Genomic DNA, 23,984 nt, shown 5'->3' with positions numbered 1-23,984 from the left:
TGGAATCGCACAGCAATCTGCCGGACGCCGGCCGCATGGTCCATCGAGGATTTCTTAAGCGCCGCCTCAGCTTTCCTTCACGCCCTCACCTGTCCCCGCGGGAATCCGGGGCGGTCAGCAGGGCGGCAGGCCCTCCCGGCCCTCCAGCCGGGCGACGAGTTGCGCGGCGTGATCCTTGATGGCGGTCAGGCCCGGCTTGCCCCAGGGCCGCGGTTCGACGTCGGCGACACTGACAGTGCCCAGCACCAGGCCCGTGCCGTCGATGAGCGGTGCCCCCAGATAGGAGCGGACTCCGAACTCGTCGACCACCGGATTGCCCGCGAACCGCGGGTAGTCCCCGACGTCCTCCAGGGCCAGGGCCTTGCGACGCGCCACCACATGGGGGCAGAAGCCGTGGTCGCGGGGCAGGGCACGGCCGAGGCGCGGGCTGCTGCCGTCGCTCCGCACGACCGGCGCGACGGCCGGGACGTGCAGGCCCGCGTAGAACTGCCCGTGCTCGTGAGGGAAGTTGACCATGGCGTACGGAGCCCCGGTGAGCTCGGCGAGACGGTACGCGAAGGCGTCGAGGACGGGTTCGGGGCGCTCCCCCAGGCCCATCCCGCGCAGTCGGCGAGCGCGAGTGGGGGCCTCCGTGTCCTCGGGTGTGAGCAGTAGACGACCGGCCGGGCGCGGCGGGTCGTAGCTCATGGGCGTGCTCCCGGAGTGTGGGCATGTGTCATATACGGTCTCCCTGAGGGGTGTTGGGGGATCACATGTGGGCGCCGTACCCCGTCGTGGGGGCGGGCGTGTGGGCGATGAGGTGGCGCACCAGGGTCAGCAGGGTCTGGACCCCTGAGCTGGAGATCCTGGCGTCGCAGCACACGACGGGGATCTCGTCGGACAGGTCGAGGGCACCTCGTACCTCCTCGGGGTCATAGCGGTAGGCGCCGTCGAACTCGTTGACGGCGACGATGAAGCCGAGGCCGCGCTGTTCGAAGAAGTCGACGGCCGCGAAGCACTCCTGCAGGCGGCGGGTGTCGGCGAGGATGACCGCACCGAGCGCGCCCTCGCACAACTCGTCCCACATGAACCAGAAGCGTTCCTGGCCGGGTGTGCCGAACAGGTACAGCACGTGTTCCGGGTCGAGCGTGATGCGGCCGAAGTCCATGGCCACGGTCGTCTCGACCTTGTTCTCGATGCCGTCGAGGTTGTCGGTCGCGGCGCTGACGGTGGTGAGCAGCTCCTCCGTGCTGAGCGGCGCGATCTCGCTGACCGCGCCGACGAAGGTCGTCTTGCCCACGCCGAACCCGCCCGCCACCAGGATCTTCAGCGCGGTGGGAAACGGGTCCGAGCCGTGGCCGGGTCCGCCGGCGTGGTCAGAGCTGTCGTCGTAGTCCATCGAGCACTGCCTCCAGAAGAGCCCGGTCCGTCGGGTTGTGGTGGAACGCGGGGGGCTTGGTGGTCAGCGCCCCGCAGTCGACGAGGTCCGCCAGCAGCACCTTGGTGACGGCCACCGGCAGTTTCAGATGGGCGGCCACCTCGGCGACCGCGACGGGCACACGGCACCGTTCGAGCGCCTGCGCGTGTTCGGGGCCGAGGTAGCCGAGGGGGGTCGCCCCGGTGGCCATCACCTGCGACACGAGGTCGAGTGCGACGGTGGGACGGGTACGGCCGTTGCTGACCGTGAACGGGCGCACCAGCCGCCCGGCCGCGTCGTCGAGCCAGGGCCCGTCACCGGCCGCCGTCACGCTCAAGGCCTCATCGCCGGAGATTCGACGGACTGCCGGGGAGCGGTCACCAGGTAGGGGCGGACGCTCTTGACCAGCATCGCCATCTCGTAGCCGAGCACGGCCGCGTCGGCCTCCCGGCCGGCGAGCACGGCCAGGCAGGTGCCCGAGCCGGCGGTGGTGACGAACAGCAGGGTCGAGGCGAGTTCGACGACGACCTGCCGGACGTCGCCGCCGTCGCCGAAGCGGACCCCGGCGCTGCGACCGAGGGAGTACAGGCCGGAGGCCAGGGCGGCCATGTGGTCGGCACTGTCCGGGTCGAGGCCGTGCATCGACTTCACGAGCCCGTCGCAGGACAGGAGCACCGCGGCGGTCGTGTGCGGTACGCGCTGCACGAGGCCGCTCATCAGCCAGTCGAGATCGGATACGTGGGCGGTCGGCGCATCGCTCGCCATGGTGGATCGACTCCTTGGGGTACGAAGGTCTGCGGGAGCGCTGGGGGTGGGGGTGGAAACGGGGGTGGTCATCCGGCGGGTGCGCTCCCGTTGTGCCGGGTGGTGGTGTCGCCGTGGTCGGGGCGGGGCCGGGTGGCCCGGGTGGTCGAGGGGGACAGCTCCGTGGGGAAGGCCTCGAGGTGGACCGGCCGCACGGGGATCGGGTCCCTGTGGGGGGACTCCCTGGGGGTCGGGTCACTGTGGGTCGGGTCCGGGGGTGTGGGGCCCGTGGGTGCCGGGTCCCTGGGTGGGGGGTCCCTGGGTGGGGGGTCGGTGTGGGCCGGGTCCGTGTGGGACGGGTCCATGCGGGACGGGTCCGTGTGGGACAGGTCCGTGTGGGACGATCCCAGGTCGCCCCACTCCGTGTTCCCGGCCTCCATGTGCTGTTGGGCCTCGGCGAGGCTGATGCCGCGCTGGAAGGCGGCCATCAGACCGGGGTCGTGGCTCACGAGGAACTCGGGGTCCTGGCGCGGCGTCGGGCCGTCGCGCAGCTGCGGTGCGATGTGCTCCTGGGCGCGGCGGCGGGGCAGTTGGGGTTTGCCCATGGTGCCGCGCACGGTGCCGTTGCGGGGGGTGGGCGGCGCGGTCCCGTGCTCGGCGAGGGCGCGCCGGTCCTCGGGGCTGATCCCGGGCCGTGCCTCGGCCGGGGTGGGCCGTTCACGGCGGGCTCCGCGCACGGGAAGGGGGGCGGGGCAGCCGCTCTGTCCGGCCGGGTCGCGAACCGTTTCGGCCCCGTGCCGCTGCCCGCGGGGAAGGGCGGGGGACGCGAGCGGGTTCGAGGTTCGCGCGTCGGCCCCGGCCACGGATGCGGTCGGGAACCCGGACGCGATCCCTTCTTCCCGGGTCTGCTTGTCCCGGGTCTGCCCGCCGGTCCCGCCTTCGTCTCCGGCCCCGGAGCCGCCTCCAGGACCAGCACCGGCACCAGCCGAGAGCCGCCCGCTCTGCCTGTTCTGCCCACTTTGGCCGATCTGCCGGATCTGCGGCGGCCCCGCCTGCCCCATCGGCACGACCGCACGCTCCGCCCCCACCGTCGCCCCGCCCTGCGGCTCCGCTCCCCCGGGCGCCCCGGCCTCCGCCCCCAGCAGCGCCTGCGGCACGACGAGCACCGCCTGCACTCCGCCGTAGATGTTGGTCTGCAGGCGGACGGTGATGCCGTGCCGCCGGGCGAGCTGCGAGACGACGAACAGGCCGATCCGGCCGTCCGCGAGGAGCCGGGCGACGTTCACCTGGTCGGGGTCGGCGAGCAGGGCGTTCATCCGCGTCTGCTCCTCGACGGGCATGCCGAGGCCTCGGTCCTCGACCTCGACGGCGAGCCCGGAGGTGACGAGGCTGGCGCGCAGCAGCACCTGGGTGTGCGGGGCGGAGAACACCGTGGCGTTCTCGACGAGTTCGGCCAGCAGGTGGATCACATCGGCGACGGCGTGACCGCGCAGCTCCCCGTCGATCGGCGGGACGAGCTTGACCCGCGAGTACTGCTCGACCTCGGCGATGGCCGACCGCAGCACCTCGGTCATGGAGACCGGGTTGCTCCACTGCCGGCGGGAGACGGCCCCGCCGAGCACGGCGAGGTTCTCGGCGTGGCGGCGGATGCGGGTGGCGAGGTGGTCGACGTGGAAGAGCCCTTTGAGCAGGTCGGGGTCCTCCATCTCGTTCTCGAGCTCGTCGAGGATGGAGATCTCGCGGTGCACCAGTGACTGCAGGCGCCGGGCGAGGTTGACGAACACCTCGAGCTTCTGTTCACTGCCCGCCTGGCTGGAGAGCTGCGAGGCCTGGACGACGGCGGTGACGGCACCGTCGTGCGCGCGGGCCAGGTCGCCGGCGAGGAGGTCGAAGTCGTCGGCGTCCTCGGCGGGACCGCCGGACCGGCTCGGCGGACTGTGCTGCGGCGGACCGTCGCCGCGGCGCAGCGTCTCGACCAGGGCGCGCAGATCCGCCTCGCGCCGCGCGGTGGTGCGGCGCAGGGCGCCGAGGCGGTCGTGCACGGACCGGGCGGCCCGGTTGGCGGCCACTGCGGCGACGGCGATGCCGACGAGGGCCACCGAGACCGCGCCGCCGAGCACGGCCCACAGGGTGAGCCCCGGCCGTACCCCGGTGGACCGGACGGTGAAGAGGACGGCCGCGCAGCCGCTGAGGGCGACGGCGACGGGCGGCAGTACGGCGATGCGCAGCAGCTGGGAGCGTATATGGGTCTCGGGAAGCGCGGGTGCGGTGCGGGCGGCCGGCCGCCCGTGCCGCCCGCCCTCACGGCGGTCTGCGCGTGCGGCCGGGGCGCGGAGGTGAGACATCGGCGTCCTCGTACTGGTCCGTCGGGCCGGGGTGCCTTGGGGGCTCGCGGGGGTGCGTCCGGGCTCACGCGGCCGCCTCCGCGCGCCCCGGGCCGTCCGCCCGGCCTCACCCGGCTTTCGCCCCGTACCGGCGTGACCGGGATCGGTGTGCTGACCCGGGCCGGAGGTCACGGCGGCACCGGTGCCGGCGTCGGTGGTACGCGGGCAGCGGGAATCCCCGTCGCGTCGACTCCCTCGTCCGCCTTGCGCCTGCACGTGCCGGCCCCCGCTCCCTGATCCGCCTGTTTCCCGACGGCCACTGACAGTAGTCGCCAGCGCATCATGTGCGGTGGGCAGTTGACAAACTCATACGCTGAGCGTCCCGCTCTGGTATGAGGTCTCGCACGACAGAGCGATAACTCACTCATGGATCCGACCACGAACGACAGCCGTTCGATCCAACCTGGTCAGAAGCGGTCATACGCCGACGGCGAGGGCCGGGGAGCCTCTCGCCCCCGGCCCTCGCCGTCCCTCCGCCGTACGTCCCGAGTCAGCCCGCCGGGAGTGTTTCGGGGCTCTCGGTGCTCTGGCCGGCCCGCCGTCCGCCGTCACTCACCGTGTCGGTCTGGGCCATGGCTGCCCGGTCCGAGACGGTCTTGATCGTGGCGTCGGAGACCGCTTCCGCGGCCGGACGCCCGCGCGCCGGTGCGAGCGCCACCCCACGCCACCACGGCTCGGAAGGGACGGCCCCGCCCGTGGGCTCGAAGGGCTCGCCGGGCCGGGGCAGGGCGACCCGGGCGCCCACGGTGCGGGCGGCCTCGTGGGTCCCCTCGCCGGGTTCCGCCCACGGGTGCGTGGCCAGGTTGAAGGTGGCCCAGTGAATCGGCAGCATCGGCCCGTGCTCCGGCCCGCCCTGCAGGTCGAGGTGGGCGCGCATGCCCTCCTCGGGGGTCATGTGGATGTCGGGCCAGAAATCGGAGTACGCGCCGATCTGGATCATCGTGGCGTCGAACGGCCCGTGTGCGGCGCCGATCTCCTTGAAACCGTCGAAGTAGCCGGTGTCGCCGCTGTGGTAGATCCGGTGCTCCTCACCGGCTACGACCCAGGAGGCCCACAGGGTGTGCTGGGTGTTGCGCAGGCCCCGGCCGCAGAAGTGCCGGGCCGGGGTGGCCGTCAGGGTGAGGCCGCCGATCTTCGTCGACTCGTGCCAGTCCAGCTCGCGCAGCCGGCCGGCGGACACGCCCCAGTGCTCCAGGTGCGCGCCGACGCCGAGCGGGACGGCGAACAGCGTGTCGGTGCCGGCCAGCGCCTTGATGGTGGGCATGTCCAGGTGGTCGTAGTGGTCGTGCGATATGACCACGACGTCGACCGGGCCGAGCGCGGCCAGCGGCAGGGGCACCGGGTGCAGCCGCTTGGGACCGGCGAAGGCGAGCGGCGAGCAGCGCTCGCCCCACACCGGGTCGAACAGGACGCGCCGGCCGTCCATCTCCGCGAGCACGCTGGAGTGCCCGATCCAGGTCAGCCGCAGGCCCGTGGCCGGGGGCCGGGCGATGTCGGCGAGGGTGGTGGCGTGCACCGGCACGGTGCCCTTCGGGACGCGGCGGGGCCGTGTCTCCTTGTCGAAGAAGGCCTTCGCGAAGTCCAGGGCCGAGCCCGAGGGGCGGGTCCGCGCGGGGCCGCCGGGGTTCTGGAAGACCCCGTCCTTGAAGTGGGGCGATCTGCGGACGCGCGCCATGCGCTCACCGTCCGGGTCCGCGCCGAACGCCCCGGGCTGCAGCGCGCGGAGCCCGGAGCTCAGGGTACGGAAACCGGCCACGGTACCTCCAGGTCGAGTCGGTCAGGCTTTCCATTATGGTCGGACCCTCCGACACCACTGGGTCACGGATGTCCCGCCGGGGGGACACTGACCGACGATTCAGCGACCCGGCGGCGAAGGAGCCCGTATGGTCGGCCCCCTGATGTCCCTGACCTGGACCGATCACCTCACCGGCCGGCAGGGCTTCCTGGTCGTGGACCGGCTGGTGCGCGGTGTCGCCAGCGGCGGGCTGCGGATGCGCGCGGGCTGCACCCTGGACGAGGTGACGGGCCTGGCCCGCGGCATGACCATGAAGGAGGCCCTGCACTACGACCCCGCGAGCCGCTACGTCCCGCTCGGCGGCGCCAAGGGCGGCATCGACTGCGACCCCCGGGATCCAGCGGCGTACCCGCTGCTGGTGCGCTACCTGCGCGCGATGCGGCCGTACCTGGAGAGCTGCTGGACGACGGGCGAGGACCTGGGGCTCACGCAGGACCTGGTGGACCGGGCCGCCGCCGAGGCGGGGCTGGTCTCCTCGATCCAGGCCGTGTATCCGCTGCTGGACGACGAGGCCGAGGCCCGGCGGCGGCTCGCGGACGCGTTCGCGGTCGAGGTGGACGGCATCGGGCTCGACGGGCTGGCCGGCGGCTGCGGTGTCGCCGAGGCGGCCCTCACCGCCCTGGACCGGGCCGGGGTGCCGCACTCGGGGACACGCGTCGCCCTCCAGGGGCTGGGCACCATGGGCGGGGCCACCGCGCGGTTCCTCACGCGCGCGGGGCTGACGGTCGTGGCCGTCGCCGACCTCAAGGGCACGATCGCCAACCCGGCGGGCCTGGACGTCGAGGCGCTCCTCGCGGCGCGCGACGCCCACGGCACCGTGGACCGCGCCGCCCTGCGGCCCGACGACCGCGAACTGCCGGGCGACGCCTGGCTGTCCGCCGACGCGGACGTGCTGGTTCCGGCGGCCGTGTCGTACGCGATCGACGCCGGGAACCAGCAGCGGATCACCGCCCGCTGGGTCGTCGAGGCGGCCAACATGCCCGTACGGCCGGAGGCGGAGCTGCCGCTGGCCGCGCGCGGTGTGACCGTGCTGCCGGACGTCGTGGTCAACTCCGGGACGAACGCCTGGTGGTGGTGGACGCTGTTCGGGGACATCGGCGCCGACGCCGGGGAGGCGTTGGCGCACACGCGCCGCTCGATGCGGGCCCTGGTCGAGCGGATGCTGGCCCGCGCGCAGGCCGACGGGACGACCCCGCGGGCCGCCGCCCACGCGATCGCGGCGGACCTGCTGCCGGTGATCGCGGAACGGTTCGGCTGGTACCGCTGAGGCAGCGGCGGACCGGCCGGATCCGCACGTCGGCAGGAAGCGGCGCGTAGGTAGGGTGACGGAGTGACGAGAGTCCGGTTGAGCGTGGCGGAACGGCGCGGGGAACTGCTGCGGGCCGCCGTCGAGCAGATCGAGGCCCGGGGCGTGGCCGCGGTCAGGATCGCCGACGTCGCCTCGGCGCTCGGGGTGAGCAACGCCCTGGTGCTCTACCACTTCGCGTCGAAGGAGCAGTTGGTCGCCGCGGCCTTCCGGCACGCCGCCGAGGCCGACCTCGCGCACCTGCGCAAGCTGCTGGGCCGCCGGACGTCGGCGCTGCGGCGGCTGCGGTCGGCCGTCCGCTGGTACGCCCCGACCGGCCAGGCCAAGGGCTGGCGGCTGTGGATCGAGGGCTGGGCGGCGGCCCTGCGCGAGCCCGCGCTGCGGGAGGTCACCCAGGACCTCGACCGCCAGTGGAAGGCGGCCCTGGCCGAGGTCATCGCGGAGGGCGTCGCGGCGGGCGAGTTCCACTGCCCGGACCCGCAGGCCACGGCCCTCCGCCTCACCGCGTTTCTCGACGGCCTGGCCGTCCAGTTGACGTCCTACCCCGGGGCGGTGCCGCGAGCTCGCGCCCAGCAGTGGCAGGAGGAGGCCCTGTCACGCGAACTGGGTTTGCAGTCGGCCCCCTTGCCCCGCCCATGAGCAGCCCGGCGTAGGTGCCAGGATCGGGGCGATGCGCAATTCGGCACAACGGGGTGCCGCCGCGCCCACCCTCCCCCAAGCTCTCGGCTTCGCTCGAGCAGGGGGACCCCGTCGCCCCTGACGGCACGCATGCCCACAGCCGGGCGGGGGCGCGACGCGCCCGCAGTCGCCGGACGACTACGGGGGGCGTCGTTCGCATCTGGGCGGAGCTACGACGTGCCCGCGGCCACCCGACGGCACAAGAGGACGGCACCACCACGCGCCCGCAGCCACCCGACGACGCAAGAGGACGGCACCACCACGCGCCCGCGGCCACCCGACGACGCAAGAGGACGGGGCCACGACGCGCCCGCACCCGCGTACGGCGAGCAGGGGACGTGTCGGGGGGTGTCCGCCCGCAGCGGTCGGCGCGTCAACGACCAGTCAGTCGGCGTCCGACCCCATCGCGCCGTTCCGAGGACGGACACCCCCCGGCGCGGCCCCGACCCACCACCCGGCGTCAGGCGCTACGCGCACCCCCCACCCACCCCGCGCAGGCCGCCGCAGGCACCCCGCCCCACCGCCGGAGGCACCCGCCCACCGTCACGCCACCGAAGCGATCCGCATCCTGATGTCGTCCGGCGACAGCGCCCCCTTGGCCGTCACATGGTCCCCCGACGACTCCCCGCGCAGCCGGCGCCCGATCCACGGCACCAGGAACTCGCGTGCCCAGTGGACGTCGTCGCGCCGGATGTCGAGGGTGCCGCGCGGCGGCAGCGGAGGCCACACCTGCTCGGGGTCGGCCGGCACCTCGAGCCCGAGCACCTGGCCCGCACGGAGCGCCACGCGCGTGTGCCCCTCGGGCGACAGGTGCAGCCGGTCGGAGTCCCACGCCCTGCGGTCCTGGACACTGCGCAGGGACCACAGGTCGAGCACCGGGCAGCCGTACCGGTCGGCGATGGCCCGGACATGCCCGTTGTACGTGGCGATCTTGCCCCGCAGATGCTTGAGCACGGGCACGCCACGGGTGTCGAACCCGGTCGTCACCATGACCGTGCCGGCCACGGCGGTGAGCTGGACCAGGGCCCGCTCGAAGCGCCCGGCCACCTCGTCCGGGTCGGTGCCGGGCCGGATGATGTCGTTGCCCCCGGCGCAGAACGAGACGAGGTCCGGGGCCATCTCGACGGCCCGCGGAACCTGGTCCGCCACGATCTGGTCGAGGAGTTTCCCGCGCACGGCGAGGTTGGTGTACCGGAAGTCGCCCTCGGGCCTGCGGTCGGCGAGCAGGACGGCGAACCGGTCGGCCCAGCCGACGAACGCCCCGTCGGGGCCGGGATCACCGACGCCCTCGGTGAAGCTGTCCCCCACCGCCACGTACGACCCGATCACTGCTCTGCTGTCACTCTTCGAATCGTCTGCCACAGCCGCTCATGATTCACCTTCCAATGTGACTTACGCGACCGTAGGAAGGGGTTGACGAGTGGTGAGATAAGCCACTCCCCAAGCGTTCGCCAACTCCGGAATACGCAGCTTGTCAGGGATGTTTCGGGGTGAGCCGCCAGACCCGGAATCCGGTGATCCGGAAATGGCTCCACACCGTCCGGAAGGCGAAGTGGCCGCCCGTGTAGGGCTGCGGGTCGGTGTGGTCGAAGACGAGCCGCCCGTTGTTCCACCACCTGACCGTGGATCCGTCGGAGACGATCCGGACCCGGTTCGGCTCGTTCGGGACCAGCAACGGCTCGGTGTAGTCGTACACCAGGGGGCGGACGCCGGGCTCGCCGACGTAACGGCGCAGCCGGGTCGTGGTGTTGTAGTTGGCTCCGTAGCCGGCGTAATACATCGCGAGGTGGTCGTACTCGGCGAGGGCGCCACCGCGTGGTGTGGCGAAGAGATCGTCCGGGGAGCGGACGTCGGTCGCGTTCCAGAAGTTGTTGAGGTCCGAGACCCGGTCGTTGACCCCGCCGGCGGAGACGGGCGTGGCGGTGTACTCGAGGACGTACGGCCCTTCGAGCCGCCGTGTGAACCACACGGTCGCCCCGCTCGGTACGTCGATCTCCAGCACGCCGCGGGAGGCGGTCACGGTGCCGCCGTCCTGGAGTTCGGTCACCCACTGCGTGAGGCCGTGGCGGAAGTCGTCGTGGGCGATGAGACGGCGGTGACGGGGCTCGGCGTGCGCGGTCGCCGCCGGGGCGAGCGCCGCCAGGGCGGCTCCGGCTGCCAGGGTGGTGAACGCTCTGCGGGTGGTCGGCACGGGACACAGCTCCTCGGGATCCGTCTGGAAGCTCCAGAAAGCGCTTGCACTCCGGTCGGGATCACTCTGTCCCAACTGCCGCCCGCTGTCGATCCCTTGGGGATCGGCGGAGGCGCACGCGACCGAAGGCCGGACCCGGGAATCGGGGTCCGGCCTTCGGTCGCGTGTCAGGCAGGTGGTGCTGTCGGCCGGTCAGCCGACGGAGACGCCGTGCGAGCGCAGGTAGGCGACCGGGTCCACGTCCGAGCCGTAGTCCGGCGTGGTGCGGATCTCGAAGTGCAGGTGCGGACCGGTGACGTTGCCGGTCGCACCGGACAGGCCGATCTGCTGCCCGGCGGCCACGGTCTGGCCGGCCGAGACGGAGAGCTGGGACAGGTGGGCGTACTGGGCGTAGCTGCCGTCGGCGAGACGGATGACGACCTGGTTGCCGTACGCGCCGCCCCAGCCGGCGGAGACGACCGTGCCCGCGCCGACGGCCTTGAGCGAGGTGCCGGTCGGGACGACGAAGTCGACACCGGTGTGGTAGCCGCTGGACCACATGCTGCCGGACATGCGGTACGGGGTGCCGACGGTGGCACCGGCCACCGGGGAGCTGTAGCCGCTGGAGTTGCTCTCCGCCGCGGGCTTGGCGGCCGGCTTGGCGGCGGCCGGCTTCGCGGCGGTGTCCGCCTTCGCGGACGACTCGGAGGAGGAGGACGGCTTCTCGGCCTGGCGCTCGGCCGAGGCCTTCGGCGCGGACGGCGCCTTGGGCGCGCTCGTCGCCGCCTTCTTGCCGAGGGAGAGCTTCAGGCCCGGGTGGATCAGCGACGGGTCGTCGCCGACGGCGTCCCGGTTGTCCGAGTAGAGCTTCTTCCAGCCGCCGCTGACGTTCTGGTCGTCGGCGATCTTCGCGAGGTAGTCGCCGGCCTTCACCGTGTAGGTGCGAGCGCCCGTGGCCTTTTCGGCGGCCTTCTTCTCGGCGGCCGGAGCGGACTGGACGGCCTTTTCCGGAGCCGACTGGCCGGTGGCGGCGTGGGCTCCGGCGGCCCCCATGAGCGGAAGGGCGAGAGCGGCCCCGCCGGTTCCGGCGGCGGCGATGGAGCGGGTGAAACGCTGGGTCTTGGGGCGGCGGTGCTTACCCTTCGCGGGCATGGCGAATTCCTCTCCGTCGCCTGCGAGGTGAGCTGTCGGGTGCGAGCTGGAGATGCCCGGCCGCGCCGAGGCGCGGCTTAACCCCAAGCCGTTCCGGGAACCGGAACAGGCGTCTTACCTGTGGGTCCCCCGCTCCTGCCGTACGTCGGGTCAGTGTGTGGGGCTCCGGGCGGCGGCAGGATTAGGCGTCCGTCCGGATGGGTGTGGAACGTAAGCGACCAAGACGCAATGGGACAAGCTTGCGGTTTCCTGTGACGGCTTTTTTCTTGACGCGTCGGCACATTCGCCGTCACCGAGCGTGGATCAGCGATCTCCCGCTTTGCTCAACCACCCTGAATATCGCCAGAATTACGTGAACATGGCGACAACGCATCGTCACGAATATGACGATGGTCACGCACCCCGATCTCATCTTCTTTACGATCGGGGCACGTTATGGCGAAAGGATGGGAAACACTCCATTCGGACAGAAGGGCTACTTCCGCTTAAGGCGGACGACGGTGGCGTCCAGGTCCCCGTGCAACCCGACCCGCAGTCCGTGATGCCGCAGCACGGCACCCCGGTGAACTTCGCCCGTTTCGAGGCATTCGTACGTTGCTGCCGGGTCGATGCCGCGCAGCCTGAGCGCCGGCACGGGCTCGCCGTAGCGCTGCGCCTGGAGCCAGGCGAGGACGACGGTCTCGTCACCGAGGACGTACTGCACCGCACTGAGGCCGCCCTCCGGGGGCCTCAGCCGATACAGGTCGCCGCGCTGCACCACGGGCCGGATCTCCTTGTAGAGCCCCACCCACTGCCGCGCCTCGGCGAGTTCCTCCTCCGTCCACTTCGTGAGGTCGCCGCCGACGCCGAGCACCCCGGCCATGGCGCTGACGAACCGGAACCGCAGGGAGCTGGCCCGGTGGTTGAGCATGGCGTTCGGACTGTCGGTGACCCAGGCGGCCATGACCCGGGCCGGGTGGATCTGACTGAATCCGTGCTGGATGGCGAGCCGGTCGAGCGGGTCGGTGTTGTCCGACGTCCACACCTGGTCCGTGCGGCTCAGCACCCCGAGGTCGATCCGCCCGCCACCGCCCGAGCATGACTCGAAGGCCACGCCCGGGTGCGCGGCCCGCAGCCGGTCCAGCAGGGCGTACAGGCCACGGACGTGGTCGACCCACAGCCGCTGCGGGTAGGGGTCCTCCGGCCAGCCGGCGTCGGTGAAGCAGCGGTTGAAGTCCCACTTGACGTAGTCGATCGGAGCGCCGGAGAGCAGCCTGTCGAGCTGCTCCCACAGGTACTCCTGGACGTCCTCACGGGCCAGATTGAGTACGAGCTGATTGCGGAACTCCGTCCGCTTTCGTCCCGGTTGGTACTGCACCCAGTCGGGGTGCGTACGGTACAGCTCGCTGTCCGGATTGACCATCTCGGGCTCGACCCAGATCCCGAACCGCATGCCGAGGCCGTGCACGTGGTCGGCGAGCGGCCCCAGCCCGCCGGGGAAGCGGTCGGGGTTCGGTGTCCAGTCGCCGAGCCCGGCCCGGTCGCTGGTGCGCGCCCCGAACCAGCCGTCGTCCACCACGAACAGCTCGACCCCCATGGCCGCCGCCCGCTCGGCCAGCACCCGCTGCTGCTCCTCGGAGATGTCGAACTCGGTGGCCTCCCAGGAGTTGAACAGCACCGGCCGGTCCTGGCCGGCGTCCGGGATCACGTGGGCCCGCTGGTAGGCGTGCCAGGCACGGCTCGCCCCGCCGAAGCCGCCGTCGCTCCAGAGCCCGGCGAAGACGGGGGTCGTGTACGACTCCCCCGTGCCCAGCGTCAGCAGGCCCGAGTCGTCGTAACCGGCGCCGCCGGTGATCTGCACGCGTCCGTCCGGGAGCTGTGCCACGGCGATCCGCCAGGACCCGGACCAGCCGAGGGCGCAGCCGTAGACCTCGCCGCGCTCCTCGGTGGCGTCGGTGTCGAGGGCGACCCACGGCAGATGCTGGTGGGAGGTGTGGCCGCGGCGGCTGCCGATGACCTTCTCCCCGTGGGTGAGGGCCGAGCGCGTCAGCCGGGACTCGGCGCCCCAGCGGCCGTGCAGCTGGGACAGCCGCCAGCTGTCGCGGTCCGGGAGGGTCCAGGTGGCGGAGTCGGCGCGGAGCACCTCGACCGCCGGCCCCTGGTTGTCCAGGGTCACCCAGCGCTCGACGACATCCGCCGAGGAGCGCATCCGGTAGTGCAGCGTGACGGCCAGGCCGCCGTCGCGAAAGCGGAGCCTCAGCTCGCCGTCCTCGGTGTCATGCCCTTCGTAGACCCACTCGGTGCCGCGCCGCTCGCCCGTGCGGACGGACAGGGCAGGCCGGACGAAACGGGGGCCGCCCTCGACCGGGTACTCCTCGCGTCCGTCGAGCGGGGACTCGAAGGGCCAGTAGTCCGGCAGCGGCCGGACGGCGAGGGCCTCGGCGTCGGCGAGGCCAAGACGGGGGCCCCAGTGCAGGTGCAGCAGCTCGTCGTGATCGGTGACATGGACGGCGTAGCTGCTGGCCGGCCCGGAGAGCACCCACGTACGACCGTCTTCGGAGATGTCCAGCATCAAGGCCTCACAGATTCGAACAGGCCCGACCAGGTGCGATCAGGCAGCAACATCATCGAGGGCTGTGGGGGCCCGGGGCAACGCCTGCGGACAACTCATGGCCCCAGGCAGGCATGTCGTATCGTCGAGTGATGCCCGTCGACGAGCCGCGTCGGTGGCGCCGAAGGGGAGGAGCCCTCGTGACGCAGCAGGTCCCGTCGACCGAGCCCGAGCTGGCCGGAGTGCGCAACTTCCGTGATGTGGGCGGACTGCCGACCGTCGACGGACGGCGGCTGCGGCAGGGCGTGCTGTTCCGCAGCGGCCACCTCGCCCACGCGACCGGGGAGGACGCGGCGTTCCTGACCACCCTGGGCCTGCACACGATCTTCGACTTCCGCAACGCGGCCGACCAGAAGCTCGAAGGCCCGGACGTCGAGCTGCCGGGCGTGCGCAATGTGAACCTGCCGCTGAGCGACCCCGCCGACGGCGCCGAGTTCTGGAAGATGGTCCGCGACGGCGACCTGGACCAGCTGCGCGCGATCCTCGCGGACGGCAAGGGCGCGGCCCGGATGATCGCCTCCTACCGCATGATCATCAAGGACCGCACCGCCGAGCACTCCCGGGTGCTGCACGCGCTCGCGGAGGACAGCGTCCCCGCGCTGATGCACTGCGCCGCGGGCAAGGACCGCGCGGGCCTGTCCGTGGCGGTGACGCTGCTCGCGGTGGGCGTCGAGCGCGAGGCGATCGTCGACGACTACCTGAAGTCGAACGCCAAGCACCGCCGCTACAAGGTGCACCGCACCAGCTCGCACGCCTCGGCCTACTCCCCCGAGGTCATGGAGTTGCTCAGCCCCCTCTTCGACGCCCGCGCCGAGTACCTGACGGCGGCCTTCGACACCATCGAGGAGACCTGGGGCGGTGCCGACGCCTACCTGGAGAAGGGGCTGGGGCTCACTTCCCAGGCCCGGGAGCGGCTGCGCGAGCGGCTCGTCGACTGAGGCGCCCCCGGCGGCTACTTCGCCCCCACCTCGAACAGCAGGTACACGAACGCGGCGAAGACATGCCCCAGCACGAGGTAGATGAGCAGCCGCACCCACAGGGCGCGGGGGAACCTCTCCTCCCTGCTGCTCATGACACGTCCCCAGGAGTGGGGACCAGGCAGAGGGCGGCCGTGGGGCTCTGCAGCAGGGTGTGGACGAAGAGCAGTTCGACGCCTTCGTGGTCCTCGGCGGCGATCCGGTGCGGGGTGAGCGAGTCGAAGTGGGCGCTGTCGCCGGCCTCCAGCCGGTGCGCGGCGTCCCCGAGCCGCAGCCGGCCCCGCAGCACATGGAGCCACTCCTCGCCGGGATGGACACGGACGATGTCGCCCTGGGAGCCGTACGGGACGTGGACCCGCAGGGCCTGCATCCCGCACACAGGCAAAAGATCCTCAGTGGAAGAACCCCGGTGAAAGACCACGGATGAAGACCACGGGTGAAGACCGCCGATGAGGGACGGAAGGCGGCTCAGCGGTTGGCGACCGCCTGCTTCACGAGCGTCCTGCCGAAGTCCCACACCAGCCCGCCGTTGTGCGCGTCGTCCATGACGGCCGTGAAGGCGTCGACGAACCGGTCCACCTCCCGCTCGCCGATGATCAGCGGCGGGATCAGCTTGATCACCTCCATGTGATCGCCGGAGACCTGCGTGAGGATCCGGTGCTTCCGCAGCAGCGGCACGACGACCATCTGCGCGAACAGTCCCTTGCGGGCGGCCTGGAGCATGGTCCAGCGGCTGCGCAGCTTGAGCGACTTCGGCCGGCCGAACTCGATGCCGATCATCAGACCCCGGCCGCGGACGTCGGCGAGCATCTCGTACGTGTCCGTCAGCGCCGCCAGCCGGGACCGGAGCTGTTCCCCGGTGGCCCGGACGCCCGCGACGATCTGTTCGTTCTCCATCACCGACAGCACCGCCAGGCCCGCCGCCATGGCCTGCGCGTTGGACCCGAAGCTCGCCGAGTGGACCAGCACCCGATCCATGGACGAGTAGACCTTCTTGAAGATCCAGTCCTTGCCGATCGTGGCGCCCACCGGCACATAGCCGCCGGAGAGCGCCTTGGCCACGCACACCAGGTCGGGCTCCACGCCGTCCTCGTGCTGGTAGCCGTAGAAGTCGCCGGTCCGGCCGAGGCCCGTCTGCACCTCGTCGGCGATGAGCAGCGCCTTGTGCCGGTGCAGCAGCTCCTGGGCGGCCCGCAGCCAGCCGGGCGGCCCTTCCAGGACGCCCTTGCCCTGGATCGGCTCGACGATCAGCGCGGCGACGTCGCCCGTCCTCAGCTCCCGCTCCAGCGCGTCGAGATCGCCGAGCGGGACGGCCGTGTCGGGCAGCAGCGGGGCGAAGCCGTCGCGGAAGCCGGACTCGCCGTTCACGGAGAGGGAGCCGGTGGTCAGGCCGTGGAAGGCGTGATCGCAGTACAGGACCCTGGGCCTGCCGGTGACGAACCGGGCGAACTTCAGCGCGCCCTCGACCGCCTCGGTGCCGCTGTTGCCGAAGAACACCCGGTCCAGGTGCGGGCTGTGCGCGAGCAGCTTCTCGGCCAGCAGGCCGGGCAGCGGCTGGCAGTCGAACCGGGTGAGGTCGGCGAGCCGGGCGTCCAGGACGTCGTGCAGCGCCTTGCGCACCACGGGGTGGTGGCGGCCGAGCCCCATCACCCCGAACCCGGCGAGCATGTCCAGGTAGTCGTTGCCGTCCGTGTCGTAGAAGTACGCGCCCTCGGCGCGCTCGTAGACCTTGTCGAAGCCGATGGTGTGCAGCATGCGCGGGAGCTGGTGGTTGAGGTACCGGGTGTGCAGCTCGTAGCGCTCGGCTCCGCGCTCGGCCAGCAGCTTGCCGAGATCGAACTCCCCGGCCCGCGACGACTCCGACGCGGATTCGGCGGTTGTCATTCCTGTGGCTCCTTGGACAGCTCTTCCTTGAGGGTCAGGCTCGCGCTGATCCGGCCGGCGACCTCGACCGGGGTCAGGCCGATGTCGGCGAGCACCTCGCCGCGCTTGGCGTGCGCGAGGAACTGCTCCGGGATGCCGAACTGCCGTACGGGCACGTCGACCTCGGCATCGCCCAGGGCCAGCGCCACGGCGGAGCCGACTCCGGCCGCCCGGCTGTTGTCCTCGACGACGGCGACCAGACGGTGTTCGGCGGCGAGATGGGGGAGCGCCGGGTCCACGGGCTTGACCCAGCGGGGGTCGACTACGGTGCAGCCGATACCGCGGGCCTGAAGCAGCTCGGCGGCCTGGAGGCAGACGGGCGCCATCACGCCCACGGCCACCAGGAGAACCCGCGGCTCCGCGGCACGGTGCAGCACGTCCAGTCCGCCCACCCGGTCGACCGCGGGGATGTCCGGTCCCACCGACTCCTTCGGGAAGCGGACCAGGGTCGGGGCGTCGTCGACGGCGACGGCCTCCCGCAGCTGGGCGCGCAGCTGGGCGGCGTCGCGCGGCGCGGCGATGCGCAGGCCGGGCACGACCTGGAGGACGGACATGTCCCACATGCCGTTGTGGGAGGCCCCGTCGACACCGGTGACACCGGCCCGGTCCAGGACGAAGGTCACCCCGCAGCGGTGCAGGGCCACGTCCATCAGGAGCTGGTCGAAGGCGCGGTTGAGGAAGGTGGCGTAGACGGCGACGACCGGGTGCAGGCCGCCGGTCGCCAGGCCCGCCGCGGACACGGCCGCGTGCTGCTCGGCGATACCGACGTCCCAGACCCGGTCGGGGAACCGCTCGGCGAATCCGCCCAGGCCGACCGGGTGCAGCATGGCGGCGGTGATCGCCACCACGTCCTCCCGCTCCTCCCCGATCCGCACGATCTCGTCGCCGAACACGGAGGTCCAGGAGGGGGTTCCCGCCGGAGACAGCGGTGCGCAGGTCAGCGGGTCCATCACGCCCACGGTGTGGAAGTGATCCTCCTCATGGGCGAGAGCGGGTTCGTAGCCGCGTCCCTTCTCCGTGAGGCAGTGGACGAGGACCGGCCCGTGGAAGCGTTTCGCGCGCCGCAGCGCGGACTCCACGGCCCCGATGTCGTGCCCGTCGATCGGGCCGACGTACTTCAGGCCCAGGTCCTCGAACAGGCCCTGCGGGGAGAAGGCATCCTTGAAGCCCTTCTTCGCGCCGTGCAGGGCCTCGTAGAGGGTGCTGCCGACCAGGGGCGTGCCCTGGAGCACGTCCTTGCCCCAGGCCAGGACCCGCTCGTAGCCGTCGGTCGTGCGCAGCGCCGCGAGATGGTCGGCGAGGCCGCCGATGGTCGGGGCGTAGGAGCGCTCGTTGTCGTTGACGACGATGATCAGCGGCCGGTTCCTGGCGGCCGCGATGTTGTTCAGGGCCTCCCAGGCCATGCCGCCGGTGAGCGCTCCGTCGCCGATGACCGCGACGACGTGGCCTCTCTCCCCCTGCACCTGGCGGGCCTTGGCGAGCCCGTCGGCCCAGCCGAGGGCGGTGGAGGCGTGGCTGTTCTCGATGACGTCGTGCTCGGACTCGGCGCGCGAGGGGTAGCCGGACAGGCCGCCCTTGCCACGCAGCTTGGAGAAGTCCTGGCGTCCGGTGAGGAGTTTGTGGACGTAAGCCTGGTGGCCGGTGTCCCACAGGATGCGGTCGACCGGCGACTCGAAGACCCGGTGCAGGGCGACGGTCAGCTCCACCACGCCCAGATTGGGCCCCAGGTGGCCGCCGGTCCGAGCGACCGCGTGCACCAGGAACTCCCTGATCTCGTCGGATAGTTCCCCCAGTTCCGCCTCGGACAGCGCCTTCAGGTCGCGTGGTCCCCGGATGCTCTCCAGAATCGTCACGGTCGGGCCCCCTTCGGTTCCGTGCTGCTCAGCTCACGGTGACGGCGGGCTCCCCCGGCCCCACGCCGTCCTGCTCCATCTGCTCGGCGAGTTTCATCGCCTCGTCGATCAGCGTCTCGACGATCTTCGACTCGGGGACGGTCCTGACGACCTCGCCCTTCACGAAGATCTGCCCCTTGCCGTTGCCGGAGGCCACGCCAAGATCGGCCTCCCGCGCCTCGCCGGGACCGTTGACCACGCACCCCATGACGGCGACGCGCAACGGCACCTCCATGCCCTCGAGTCCGGCCGTGACCTCCTCGGCGAGCTTGTACACATCGACCTGGGCGCGTCCGCAGGACGGGCACGACACGATCTCCAGCCGGCGCTCCTTGAGCCCGAGGGACTGCAGGATCTGGATGCCGACCTTGACCTCCTCGGCCGGAGGCGCGGACAGCGACACCCGGATCGTGTCGCCGATGCCCCGGGACAGCAGCGCCCCGAACGCCACCGCCGACTTGATCGTGCCCTGGAAGGCCGGGCCCGCCTCCGTGACGCCGAGGTGCAGCGGGTAGTCGCACTGCTCGGCGAGCTGCCGGTAGGCCTCGATCATCACGACCGGGTCGTTGTGCTTGACGGAGATCTTGATGTCCCGGAAGTCGTGCTCCTCGAACAGGGACGCCTCCCACAGCGCGCTCTCCACGAGCGCCTCCGGGGTGGCCTTGCCGTACTTCTGGAGCAGGCGCCGGTCCAGCGACCCGGCGTTGACGCCGATCCGGATCGGCGTGCCGTGGTCCTTCGCCGCCTGGGCGATCTCCTTGACCCGGTCGTCGAACTGCTTGATGTTGCCGGGGTTGACGCGGACGGCCGCACACCCGGCTTCGATGGCCGCGAACACGTACTTCGGCTGGAAGTGGATGTCCGCGATCACCGGGATCTGCGACTTGCGCGCGAGGGTCGCCAGCGCGTCCGCGTCGTCCTGTGTCGGGCAGGCGACCCGGACGATCTGGCAGCCGGACGCGGTGAGTTCGGCGATCTGCTGCAGTGTGGCGCCGACGTCCGACGTACGGGTCGTCGTCATCGACTGCACCGACACCGGGGCCCCGCCCCCGACCGGCACCGGACCGACCTGGATCCGGCGCGACGCGCGCCGCTGCGCGACCGGCCGGACCGGCACCTCGGGAACGCCCAGCGGGACGGCGGTCATGGCGTCACTCCCGGTTCCCGGAGACCGTCTCGCGCATGGCGCGCAGGGACTCCTTCAGCGATCCCATGGTGGCGAGGACGGCGGTGGGCTCGTAGCCGCAGTGCGCCATGCAGTTGGCGCAGCGCGGGTCCTTGCCGCGGCCGTACTTGTCCCAGTCGGTCTCCTCGACCAGCTCCCGGTACGTCGGCACGTACCCGTCGCTCATCAGGTAGCAGGGGCGCTGCCAGCCGAAGAGCGAGTAGTTCGGGATCGCCCACGCCGTGCACGGGAAGTCGACCTTGCCCTCCAGGAAGTCCAGGAAGAGCGGGGAGTGGTTGAGCCGCCAGCGCCGCCGGTTGCCACCCGAGAAGGCCTTCTTGAACAGTTCGCGGGTCTGCTCCACGCCCAGGAAGTGCTCCTGGTCGGGTGCCTTCTCGTAGGCGTAGGCGGGCGAGATCATCATCTCGTCGACCTGGAGGTCGTCGTTGAGGAAGTTCAGCACCTCGATGATCGTCTGCGGGGTGTCGGTGTTGAAGAAGGTCGAGTTGGTGGTGACCCGGAAGCCGCGCCGCTTGGCCTCCTTGATCGCCTCCACCGCCTCGTCGAACACGCCCTCCTTGGCCACCGACTCGTCGTGCCGCTCACGCAGCCCGTCGATGTGCACCGCGAAGGCGAAATAGGCGGAGGGCTCGAACTTGTCCATCTTCTTGCGGAGCAGCATGGCGTTGGTACACAGGAAGACGTACTTCCGCTTGGCCACCAGCTGACGCACGATCTCGTCGATCTGCGGGTGCATCAGCGGCTCGCCACCGGCGATGGACACCATGGGGGCACCGGACTCCATGACCGCCCCCACAGCCTGGGCGACCGGCATCCGCTGCTTCAGCACCCCGGCCGGATGCTGGATCTTGCCGCATCCCTCGCACTTGAGGTTGCAGGCGAACAGCGGCTCCAGCTCGACGATAAGCGGGAACTTGTCCCGCCGGCGGAGCTTTTGCTCAGCCAAATACGTAGCGATCTTGATGGACTGTCGGAGCGGCATGGCCATCTGGCTCACCTCCTGGGGAGCAGCAAGGAACGGTGCCATTCGAAGAAAGCGGGAAGGACGGAGCGAAGGACGCGGAAAGCCGATATTCCACCGCGCACCGTGCCGATCCGGACGAGTTCATGCTCAGGAGCGTCCACGACCACCCGGACAGCCGCAACCGGGCGCTCGCCCGCGCGCACGGCGCTCAGGAGCGTGACCGCCGACTCCATGTCGACCGCGATCGCGCCGGTCGCGCGCAGGGCGGACCGTTCGGGACCGCGCACGACGTGGTCGGAGCCGGTGAGCGGCCCGGTGTGCACGGTCCGGCCGGGCACGGCGCGGGCCAGCGCCTTGACCAGCAGCTCCGCCCCCACACAGGGGATCGCGCCGCGCGGGTCCCGGGTCTCCTCTGCGACGACCAGGTCACCGGGGTGCATGCCCGGGGCGAGCCCCGCGCAGAAGCCGGTGGCGAGTACGGCGGCGTCACGCAGGGCCGGGTCGGCCAGCATCCGTGTGACGGCCCGCTCGGCCGCCGCCGGTCCCATCCCGGTCCGCAGGACGGTGACCGGACCGCCGGCACCGCCCCGGCCGCCCGCGCGCAGGGCGAACTGCTCGATGCCCAGCGCGCAGGCGATCAGCAGCGGGACCGGGGCGGACTGTGCGCTCATCAGCTCCCCTTGGCCTCGAAGAGCGGCGTCCCGGCCTCTGCGCTCCCCCGGGCCCCGGCGAGCGGCCTTCCGGTCTCGCCACCGGCCCCGGCCCCGGCGAGGGGCTTCTCGCTCTCCCTTCCAGTCCCGGCGAGCCGCCGCTCGCTCTCCTCGTCTCCCGGGAGTTTCCCGGCGAAGGGCTCTCCGTGCAGGTACCGGCCGAGCGCGGTGAGCGGGAACACCTGCCGGTAGAGGTGGTAGTTGATGGAGAAGTCCCATGGGAAGCCCGTCCCCGTGAAGTACGGCTCGTCCCAGGAACCGTCCTCCCGCTGGGTGGCGGCCAGCCACTCGATGCCGCGCTCGACGGCCTTGGAGTCCCGCTCCCCCGCCGCCAGCAGGGCCATCAGCGCCCAGGCCGTCTGGGAGGCGGTGGAGGCGCCCCTGCCGCTCCACTCCTTGACGTGCTTGTAGGACCTCAGGTCCTCGCCCCAGCCGCCGTCGTCGTTCTGCACCGACTCCAGCCACGCCACGGCCCGGCGGATCGCCGGGTGCGCGGCGGGGATGCCGGCGGCGGTCAGGGCGGGGATGACGGATCCGGTGCCGTAGACGTAGTTGACGCCCCAGCGCCCGAACCAGGAGCCGTCCGGTTCCTGTTCGGCCAGCAGCCACTCGATGGCGCGCCGGGTGCGCGGGTCGTGGGCGAGGCCCTCCACGGCGAGCATCTCGACGACATGTGCGGTGACGTCCGCGGAGGGCGGGTCGATGACCTCGCCGAAGTCGCAGAACGGCAGCCGGTTCGGGAAGGGGCTGGTGTTGTCGGCGTCGAAGGCGGCCCACGCGCCGTTCTTTGACTGCATGCCGAGCGTCCAGCGCATGCCGCGGACGACGGCCTTGTCGACCCGCTCCGGGTCGTGGTGGGCGATCCGGCGCAGCGCGAGGATCACTTCCGCGGTGTCGTCGATGTCGGGGTAGTTGTCGTTGTGGAACTCGAACGCCCAGCCCCCGGGCAGCAGCCCCGGCCGGCGCACCGACCAGTCACCGGGCCGGACGATCTCCTCGCCCAGCATCCAGTCGGCCGCCTTCACCAACTGCGGGTGATCGGCGGGCAGTCCGGCGTCGGCGAGCGCGATGGCGGCCAGGCAGGTGTCCCACACCGGCGACTGACAGGCCTCGATCATCCGGGCCCCGTCCTCGCGCCACACGGCGAACCGGTCCAGGGACGCGATCCCCTCCCGCATCACCGGGTGCTCCAGGTCGTAGCCGAGCAGGTGCAGCGCGATGATCGAGTACACGGCGGGAGGCTGGATACCACCCCAGCAGCCGTCGTTCTCCTGCCGCTCGATGATCCAGCGGGCGGCGCTGTTCATGGCGGCCCTGCGCAGTCCGCGCGGCGCGACCTTCCGCAGAGCGTGCAGTCCCTTGTCCAGTCGCTGGAAGGCACCGTCCCAGCTGAGCGGCGACGCTGGGGGCCTGACCGGGTTCGGGTGGTCCGGGTCGGTGTGCAGCTCGTCGAGCGGGAAGGGCGCGGGCCGTACCGGCCGCTTCGCGGAGACGACCGTCAGCGGGACGATGGTCTGCCGGGCCCAGCAGCCGAAGTCGTAGATGTTGAGCGGTACCCACTTCGGGAAGAAGATGAGTTCCGGCGGGAGTTCGGGCAGGTCCTCCCACTTCCACCAGCCGAACAGGGCCAGCCAGATCCGGGTGAAGACCCGGGCGGCGGCGATGCCGCCCCGGGCGCGGATCCAGGCCGAGGCCTTCGCCATGTGCGGGGCGCCGGGCGCGTCACCGGCCAGGCGCAGGGCGACGTAGGCCTCGATGGTGGCGGAGAGTTCGCCGGGGCCGCCGTAGAAGGTGCCCCAGGTGCCGTCCTCGCGCTGCTCGCCGCGGATGAAGAGCGCGGCGGCCTGTGTGGTCCTCTCGTCGCGGATACCGAGGAACTGACGGAGCAGCAGGTCCTCGGCGTCCATCGTGACGTTGGTCTCGAGGTCGCCCTTCCACCAGCCCTGGGCGTCCTGGCGCGAGAGCAGGAAGTCCGTGGCGCGCCGCGCGGCGCGGGCGGCGGATTCTGGTACCCCGGCCGCCCCGGGGGTGTCGGTGTCGCTGGCCGCGGCGGCGCGGGGTGGCAGGGCCCCGGTCCTTCCGTCGGTCGTCGCTGTCATGGCTTCCCCTTCGTGCAG

General features: G+C 71.8%; 21 protein-coding genes and 1 riboswitch. Of the genes, 3 read left to right on the top strand and 18 right to left on the bottom strand.

Annotation, left to right across the window (positions count from 1 at the left end; genetic code table 11):
- Window positions 1-114 precede the first annotated feature (114 nt).
- From ACZ5TL_RS04935 to ACZ5TL_RS04910, 6 genes are all read right to left on the bottom strand, one after another.
- The gene (locus tag ACZ5TL_RS04935) at window positions 115-687 is read right to left on the bottom strand and encodes a GAF domain-containing protein (protein ID WP_468587715.1); all 573 of its coding nucleotides are present in this window, start codon (window positions 685-687) and stop codon (window positions 115-117) included.
- Between the two features lie 61 nt (window positions 688-748).
- The gene (locus ACZ5TL_RS04930; protein ID WP_468587713.1) at window positions 749-1,378 is read right to left on the bottom strand and encodes a GTP-binding protein; all 630 of its coding nucleotides are present in this window, start codon (window positions 1,376-1,378) and stop codon (window positions 749-751) included.
- Window positions 1,356-1,727: a DUF742 domain-containing protein gene (locus ACZ5TL_RS04925; protein ID WP_062930368.1), complete on the bottom strand. Its 372-nt coding sequence runs from the start codon at window positions 1,725-1,727 to the stop codon at window positions 1,356-1,358. The genes ACZ5TL_RS04930 and ACZ5TL_RS04925 overlap by 23 nt, the downstream gene beginning before the upstream one ends.
- A gap of 2 nt (window positions 1,728-1,729) precedes the next feature.
- On the bottom strand, window positions 1,730-2,161 hold the full coding sequence (locus ACZ5TL_RS04920) for a roadblock/LC7 domain-containing protein (RefSeq protein ID WP_466851364.1): 432 nt from the start codon (window positions 2,159-2,161) through the stop codon (window positions 1,730-1,732).
- Between the two features lie 68 nt (window positions 2,162-2,229).
- Window positions 2,230-4,485: a sensor histidine kinase gene (locus ACZ5TL_RS04915; protein ID WP_468587712.1), complete on the bottom strand. Its 2,256-nt coding sequence runs from the start codon at window positions 4,483-4,485 to the stop codon at window positions 2,230-2,232.
- Between the two features lie 529 nt (window positions 4,486-5,014).
- Window positions 5,015-6,280, bottom strand: coding sequence for an MBL fold metallo-hydrolase (locus tag ACZ5TL_RS04910; protein ID WP_468587710.1), 1,266 nt, complete (start codon window positions 6,278-6,280; stop codon window positions 5,015-5,017).
- 127 nt (window positions 6,281-6,407) lie between these two features.
- Here ACZ5TL_RS04910 and ACZ5TL_RS04905 point away from each other — a divergent pair, with 127 nt between their 5' ends.
- Window positions 6,408-7,586 carry a Glu/Leu/Phe/Val dehydrogenase dimerization domain-containing protein gene (locus tag ACZ5TL_RS04905; RefSeq protein WP_468587708.1) on the top strand — a complete coding sequence of 393 codons (1,179 nt, stop codon included), beginning with the start codon at window positions 6,408-6,410 and terminating at the stop codon, window positions 7,584-7,586.
- 84 nt (window positions 7,587-7,670) lie between these two features.
- Window positions 7,671-8,264: a TetR/AcrR family transcriptional regulator gene (locus ACZ5TL_RS04900; protein ID WP_468587706.1), complete on the top strand. Its 594-nt coding sequence runs from the start codon at window positions 7,671-7,673 to the stop codon at window positions 8,262-8,264.
- 582 nt (window positions 8,265-8,846) lie between these two features.
- Here ACZ5TL_RS04900 and ACZ5TL_RS04895 read toward each other — a convergent pair.
- The 4 genes from ACZ5TL_RS04895 to ACZ5TL_RS04880 all read right to left on the bottom strand — a co-directional run bounded on the left by ACZ5TL_RS04895 (window position 8,847) and on the right by ACZ5TL_RS04880 (window position 14,176).
- Entirely contained in the window at window positions 8,847-9,632 is a 786-nt protein-coding gene (locus tag ACZ5TL_RS04895; protein WP_468588013.1) for an SGNH/GDSL hydrolase family protein, read from the bottom strand.
- A 145-nt stretch (window positions 9,633-9,777) separates the two neighbouring features.
- Complete coding sequence (locus ACZ5TL_RS04890) at window positions 9,778-10,494, bottom strand: DUF6250 domain-containing protein (RefSeq protein ID WP_468587704.1); 717 nt, start codon at window positions 10,492-10,494, stop codon at window positions 9,778-9,780.
- Window positions 10,495-10,686: 192 nt separating this feature from the next.
- Window positions 10,687-11,625 carry a LysM peptidoglycan-binding domain-containing M23 family metallopeptidase gene (locus ACZ5TL_RS04885; RefSeq protein ID WP_468587702.1) on the bottom strand — a complete coding sequence of 313 codons (939 nt, stop codon included), beginning with the start codon at window positions 11,623-11,625 and terminating at the stop codon, window positions 10,687-10,689.
- A gap of 4 nt (window positions 11,626-11,629) precedes the next feature.
- Window positions 11,630-11,784: riboswitch (cyclic di-AMP (ydaO/yuaA leader) on the bottom strand.
- Window positions 11,785-12,100: 316 nt separating this feature from the next.
- Entirely contained in the window at window positions 12,101-14,176 is a 2,076-nt protein-coding gene (locus tag ACZ5TL_RS04880) for an alpha-galactosidase (protein ID WP_468587700.1), read from the bottom strand.
- Window positions 14,177-14,355: 179 nt separating this feature from the next.
- On the opposite strand from ACZ5TL_RS04880, the gene ACZ5TL_RS04875 reads away from it, so the two are divergent.
- Window positions 14,356-15,153 (top strand): tyrosine-protein phosphatase, encoded by a 798-nt coding sequence (locus tag ACZ5TL_RS04875; protein WP_468587698.1) that lies wholly within the window; start codon window positions 14,356-14,358, stop codon window positions 15,151-15,153.
- Window positions 15,154-15,167: 14 nt separating this feature from the next.
- Here ACZ5TL_RS04875 and ACZ5TL_RS04870 read toward each other — a convergent pair whose 3' ends face one another.
- The 8 genes from ACZ5TL_RS04870 to shc form a co-directional block, all read right to left on the bottom strand.
- Entirely contained in the window at window positions 15,168-15,287 is a 120-nt protein-coding gene (locus ACZ5TL_RS04870; RefSeq protein ID WP_468587696.1) for a DUF6126 family protein, read from the bottom strand.
- Complete coding sequence (locus tag ACZ5TL_RS04865) at window positions 15,284-15,562, bottom strand: cupin domain-containing protein (RefSeq protein WP_468588011.1); 279 nt, start codon at window positions 15,560-15,562, stop codon at window positions 15,284-15,286. The genes ACZ5TL_RS04870 and ACZ5TL_RS04865 overlap by 4 nt, the downstream gene beginning before the upstream one ends.
- A gap of 98 nt (window positions 15,563-15,660) precedes the next feature.
- A complete protein-coding gene (locus ACZ5TL_RS04860; protein ID WP_468587694.1) occupies window positions 15,661-17,076 on the bottom strand; it encodes an aspartate aminotransferase family protein in 1,416 nt (471 codons plus the stop codon).
- Window positions 17,073-18,968 carry a 1-deoxy-D-xylulose-5-phosphate synthase gene (gene dxs / locus ACZ5TL_RS04855; RefSeq protein WP_468587692.1) on the bottom strand — a complete coding sequence of 632 codons (1,896 nt, stop codon included), beginning with the start codon at window positions 18,966-18,968 and terminating at the stop codon, window positions 17,073-17,075. The genes ACZ5TL_RS04860 and dxs overlap by 4 nt, the downstream gene beginning before the upstream one ends.
- 28 nt (window positions 18,969-18,996) lie before the next feature.
- Window positions 18,997-20,154 carry a flavodoxin-dependent (E)-4-hydroxy-3-methylbut-2-enyl-diphosphate synthase gene (gene ispG, locus ACZ5TL_RS04850; protein WP_468587690.1) on the bottom strand — a complete coding sequence of 386 codons (1,158 nt, stop codon included), beginning with the start codon at window positions 20,152-20,154 and terminating at the stop codon, window positions 18,997-18,999.
- Window positions 20,155-20,158: 4 nt separating this feature from the next.
- Window positions 20,159-21,181, bottom strand: a complete 1,023-nt coding sequence (gene hpnH / locus ACZ5TL_RS04845) for an adenosyl-hopene transferase HpnH (protein ID WP_468587688.1) — start codon at window positions 21,179-21,181, stop codon at window positions 20,159-20,161.
- A gap of 5 nt (window positions 21,182-21,186) precedes the next feature.
- Window positions 21,187-21,828 (bottom strand): 5'-methylthioadenosine/S-adenosylhomocysteine nucleosidase family protein, encoded by a 642-nt coding sequence (locus ACZ5TL_RS04840; protein WP_468587686.1) that lies wholly within the window; start codon window positions 21,826-21,828, stop codon window positions 21,187-21,189.
- Window positions 21,828-23,966 (bottom strand): squalene--hopene cyclase, encoded by a 2,139-nt coding sequence (shc, locus tag ACZ5TL_RS04835; RefSeq protein WP_468587684.1) that lies wholly within the window; start codon window positions 23,964-23,966, stop codon window positions 21,828-21,830. The genes ACZ5TL_RS04840 and shc overlap by 1 nt, the downstream gene beginning before the upstream one ends.
- Window positions 23,967-23,984: the final 18 nt, after the last annotated feature.

The sequence above is a fragment of the Streptomyces sp. NPDC033136 genome (genome assembly GCF_055578235.1).
This window is presented reverse-complemented; position numbering and strand designations above follow the sequence as displayed.

Bases quoted from the DNA above. Each gene is read 5' to 3' on its own strand.
- ACZ5TL_RS04860 (WP_468587694.1), bottom strand. From the start codon at position 17,076: ATGACAACCGCCGAATCCGCGTCGGAGTCGTCGCGGGCCGGGGAGTTC.
- ACZ5TL_RS04920 (WP_466851364.1), bottom strand. From the start codon at position 2,161: ATGGCGAGCGATGCGCCGACCGCCCACGTATCCGATCTCGACTGGCTG.
- ACZ5TL_RS04870 (WP_468587696.1), bottom strand. From the start codon at position 15,287: ATGAGCAGCAGGGAGGAGAGGTTCCCCCGCGCCCTGTGGGTGCGGCTG.
- ACZ5TL_RS04915 (WP_468587712.1), bottom strand. From the start codon at position 4,485: ATGTCTCACCTCCGCGCCCCGGCCGCACGCGCAGACCGCCGTGAGGGC.
- ACZ5TL_RS04880 (WP_468587700.1), bottom strand. From the start codon at position 14,176: ATGCTGGACATCTCCGAAGACGGTCGTACGTGGGTGCTCTCCGGGCCG.
- ACZ5TL_RS04930 (WP_468587713.1), bottom strand. From the start codon at position 1,378: ATGGACTACGACGACAGCTCTGACCACGCCGGCGGACCCGGCCACGGC.
- ACZ5TL_RS04885 (WP_468587702.1), bottom strand. From the start codon at position 11,625: ATGCCCGCGAAGGGTAAGCACCGCCGCCCCAAGACCCAGCGTTTCACC.
- ACZ5TL_RS04935 (WP_468587715.1), bottom strand. From the start codon at position 687: ATGAGCTACGACCCGCCGCGCCCGGCCGGTCGTCTACTGCTCACACCC.
- ispG (WP_468587690.1), bottom strand. From the start codon at position 20,154: ATGACCGCCGTCCCGCTGGGCGTTCCCGAGGTGCCGGTCCGGCCGGTC.
- ACZ5TL_RS04865 (WP_468588011.1), bottom strand. From the start codon at position 15,562: ATGCAGGCCCTGCGGGTCCACGTCCCGTACGGCTCCCAGGGCGACATC.
- ACZ5TL_RS04905 (WP_468587708.1), top strand. From the start codon at position 6,408: ATGGTCGGCCCCCTGATGTCCCTGACCTGGACCGATCACCTCACCGGC.
- ACZ5TL_RS04840 (WP_468587686.1), bottom strand. From the start codon at position 21,828: ATGAGCGCACAGTCCGCCCCGGTCCCGCTGCTGATCGCCTGCGCGCTG.
- hpnH (WP_468587688.1), bottom strand. From the start codon at position 21,181: ATGGCCATGCCGCTCCGACAGTCCATCAAGATCGCTACGTATTTGGCT.
- shc (WP_468587684.1), bottom strand. From the start codon at position 23,966: ATGACAGCGACGACCGACGGAAGGACCGGGGCCCTGCCACCCCGCGCC.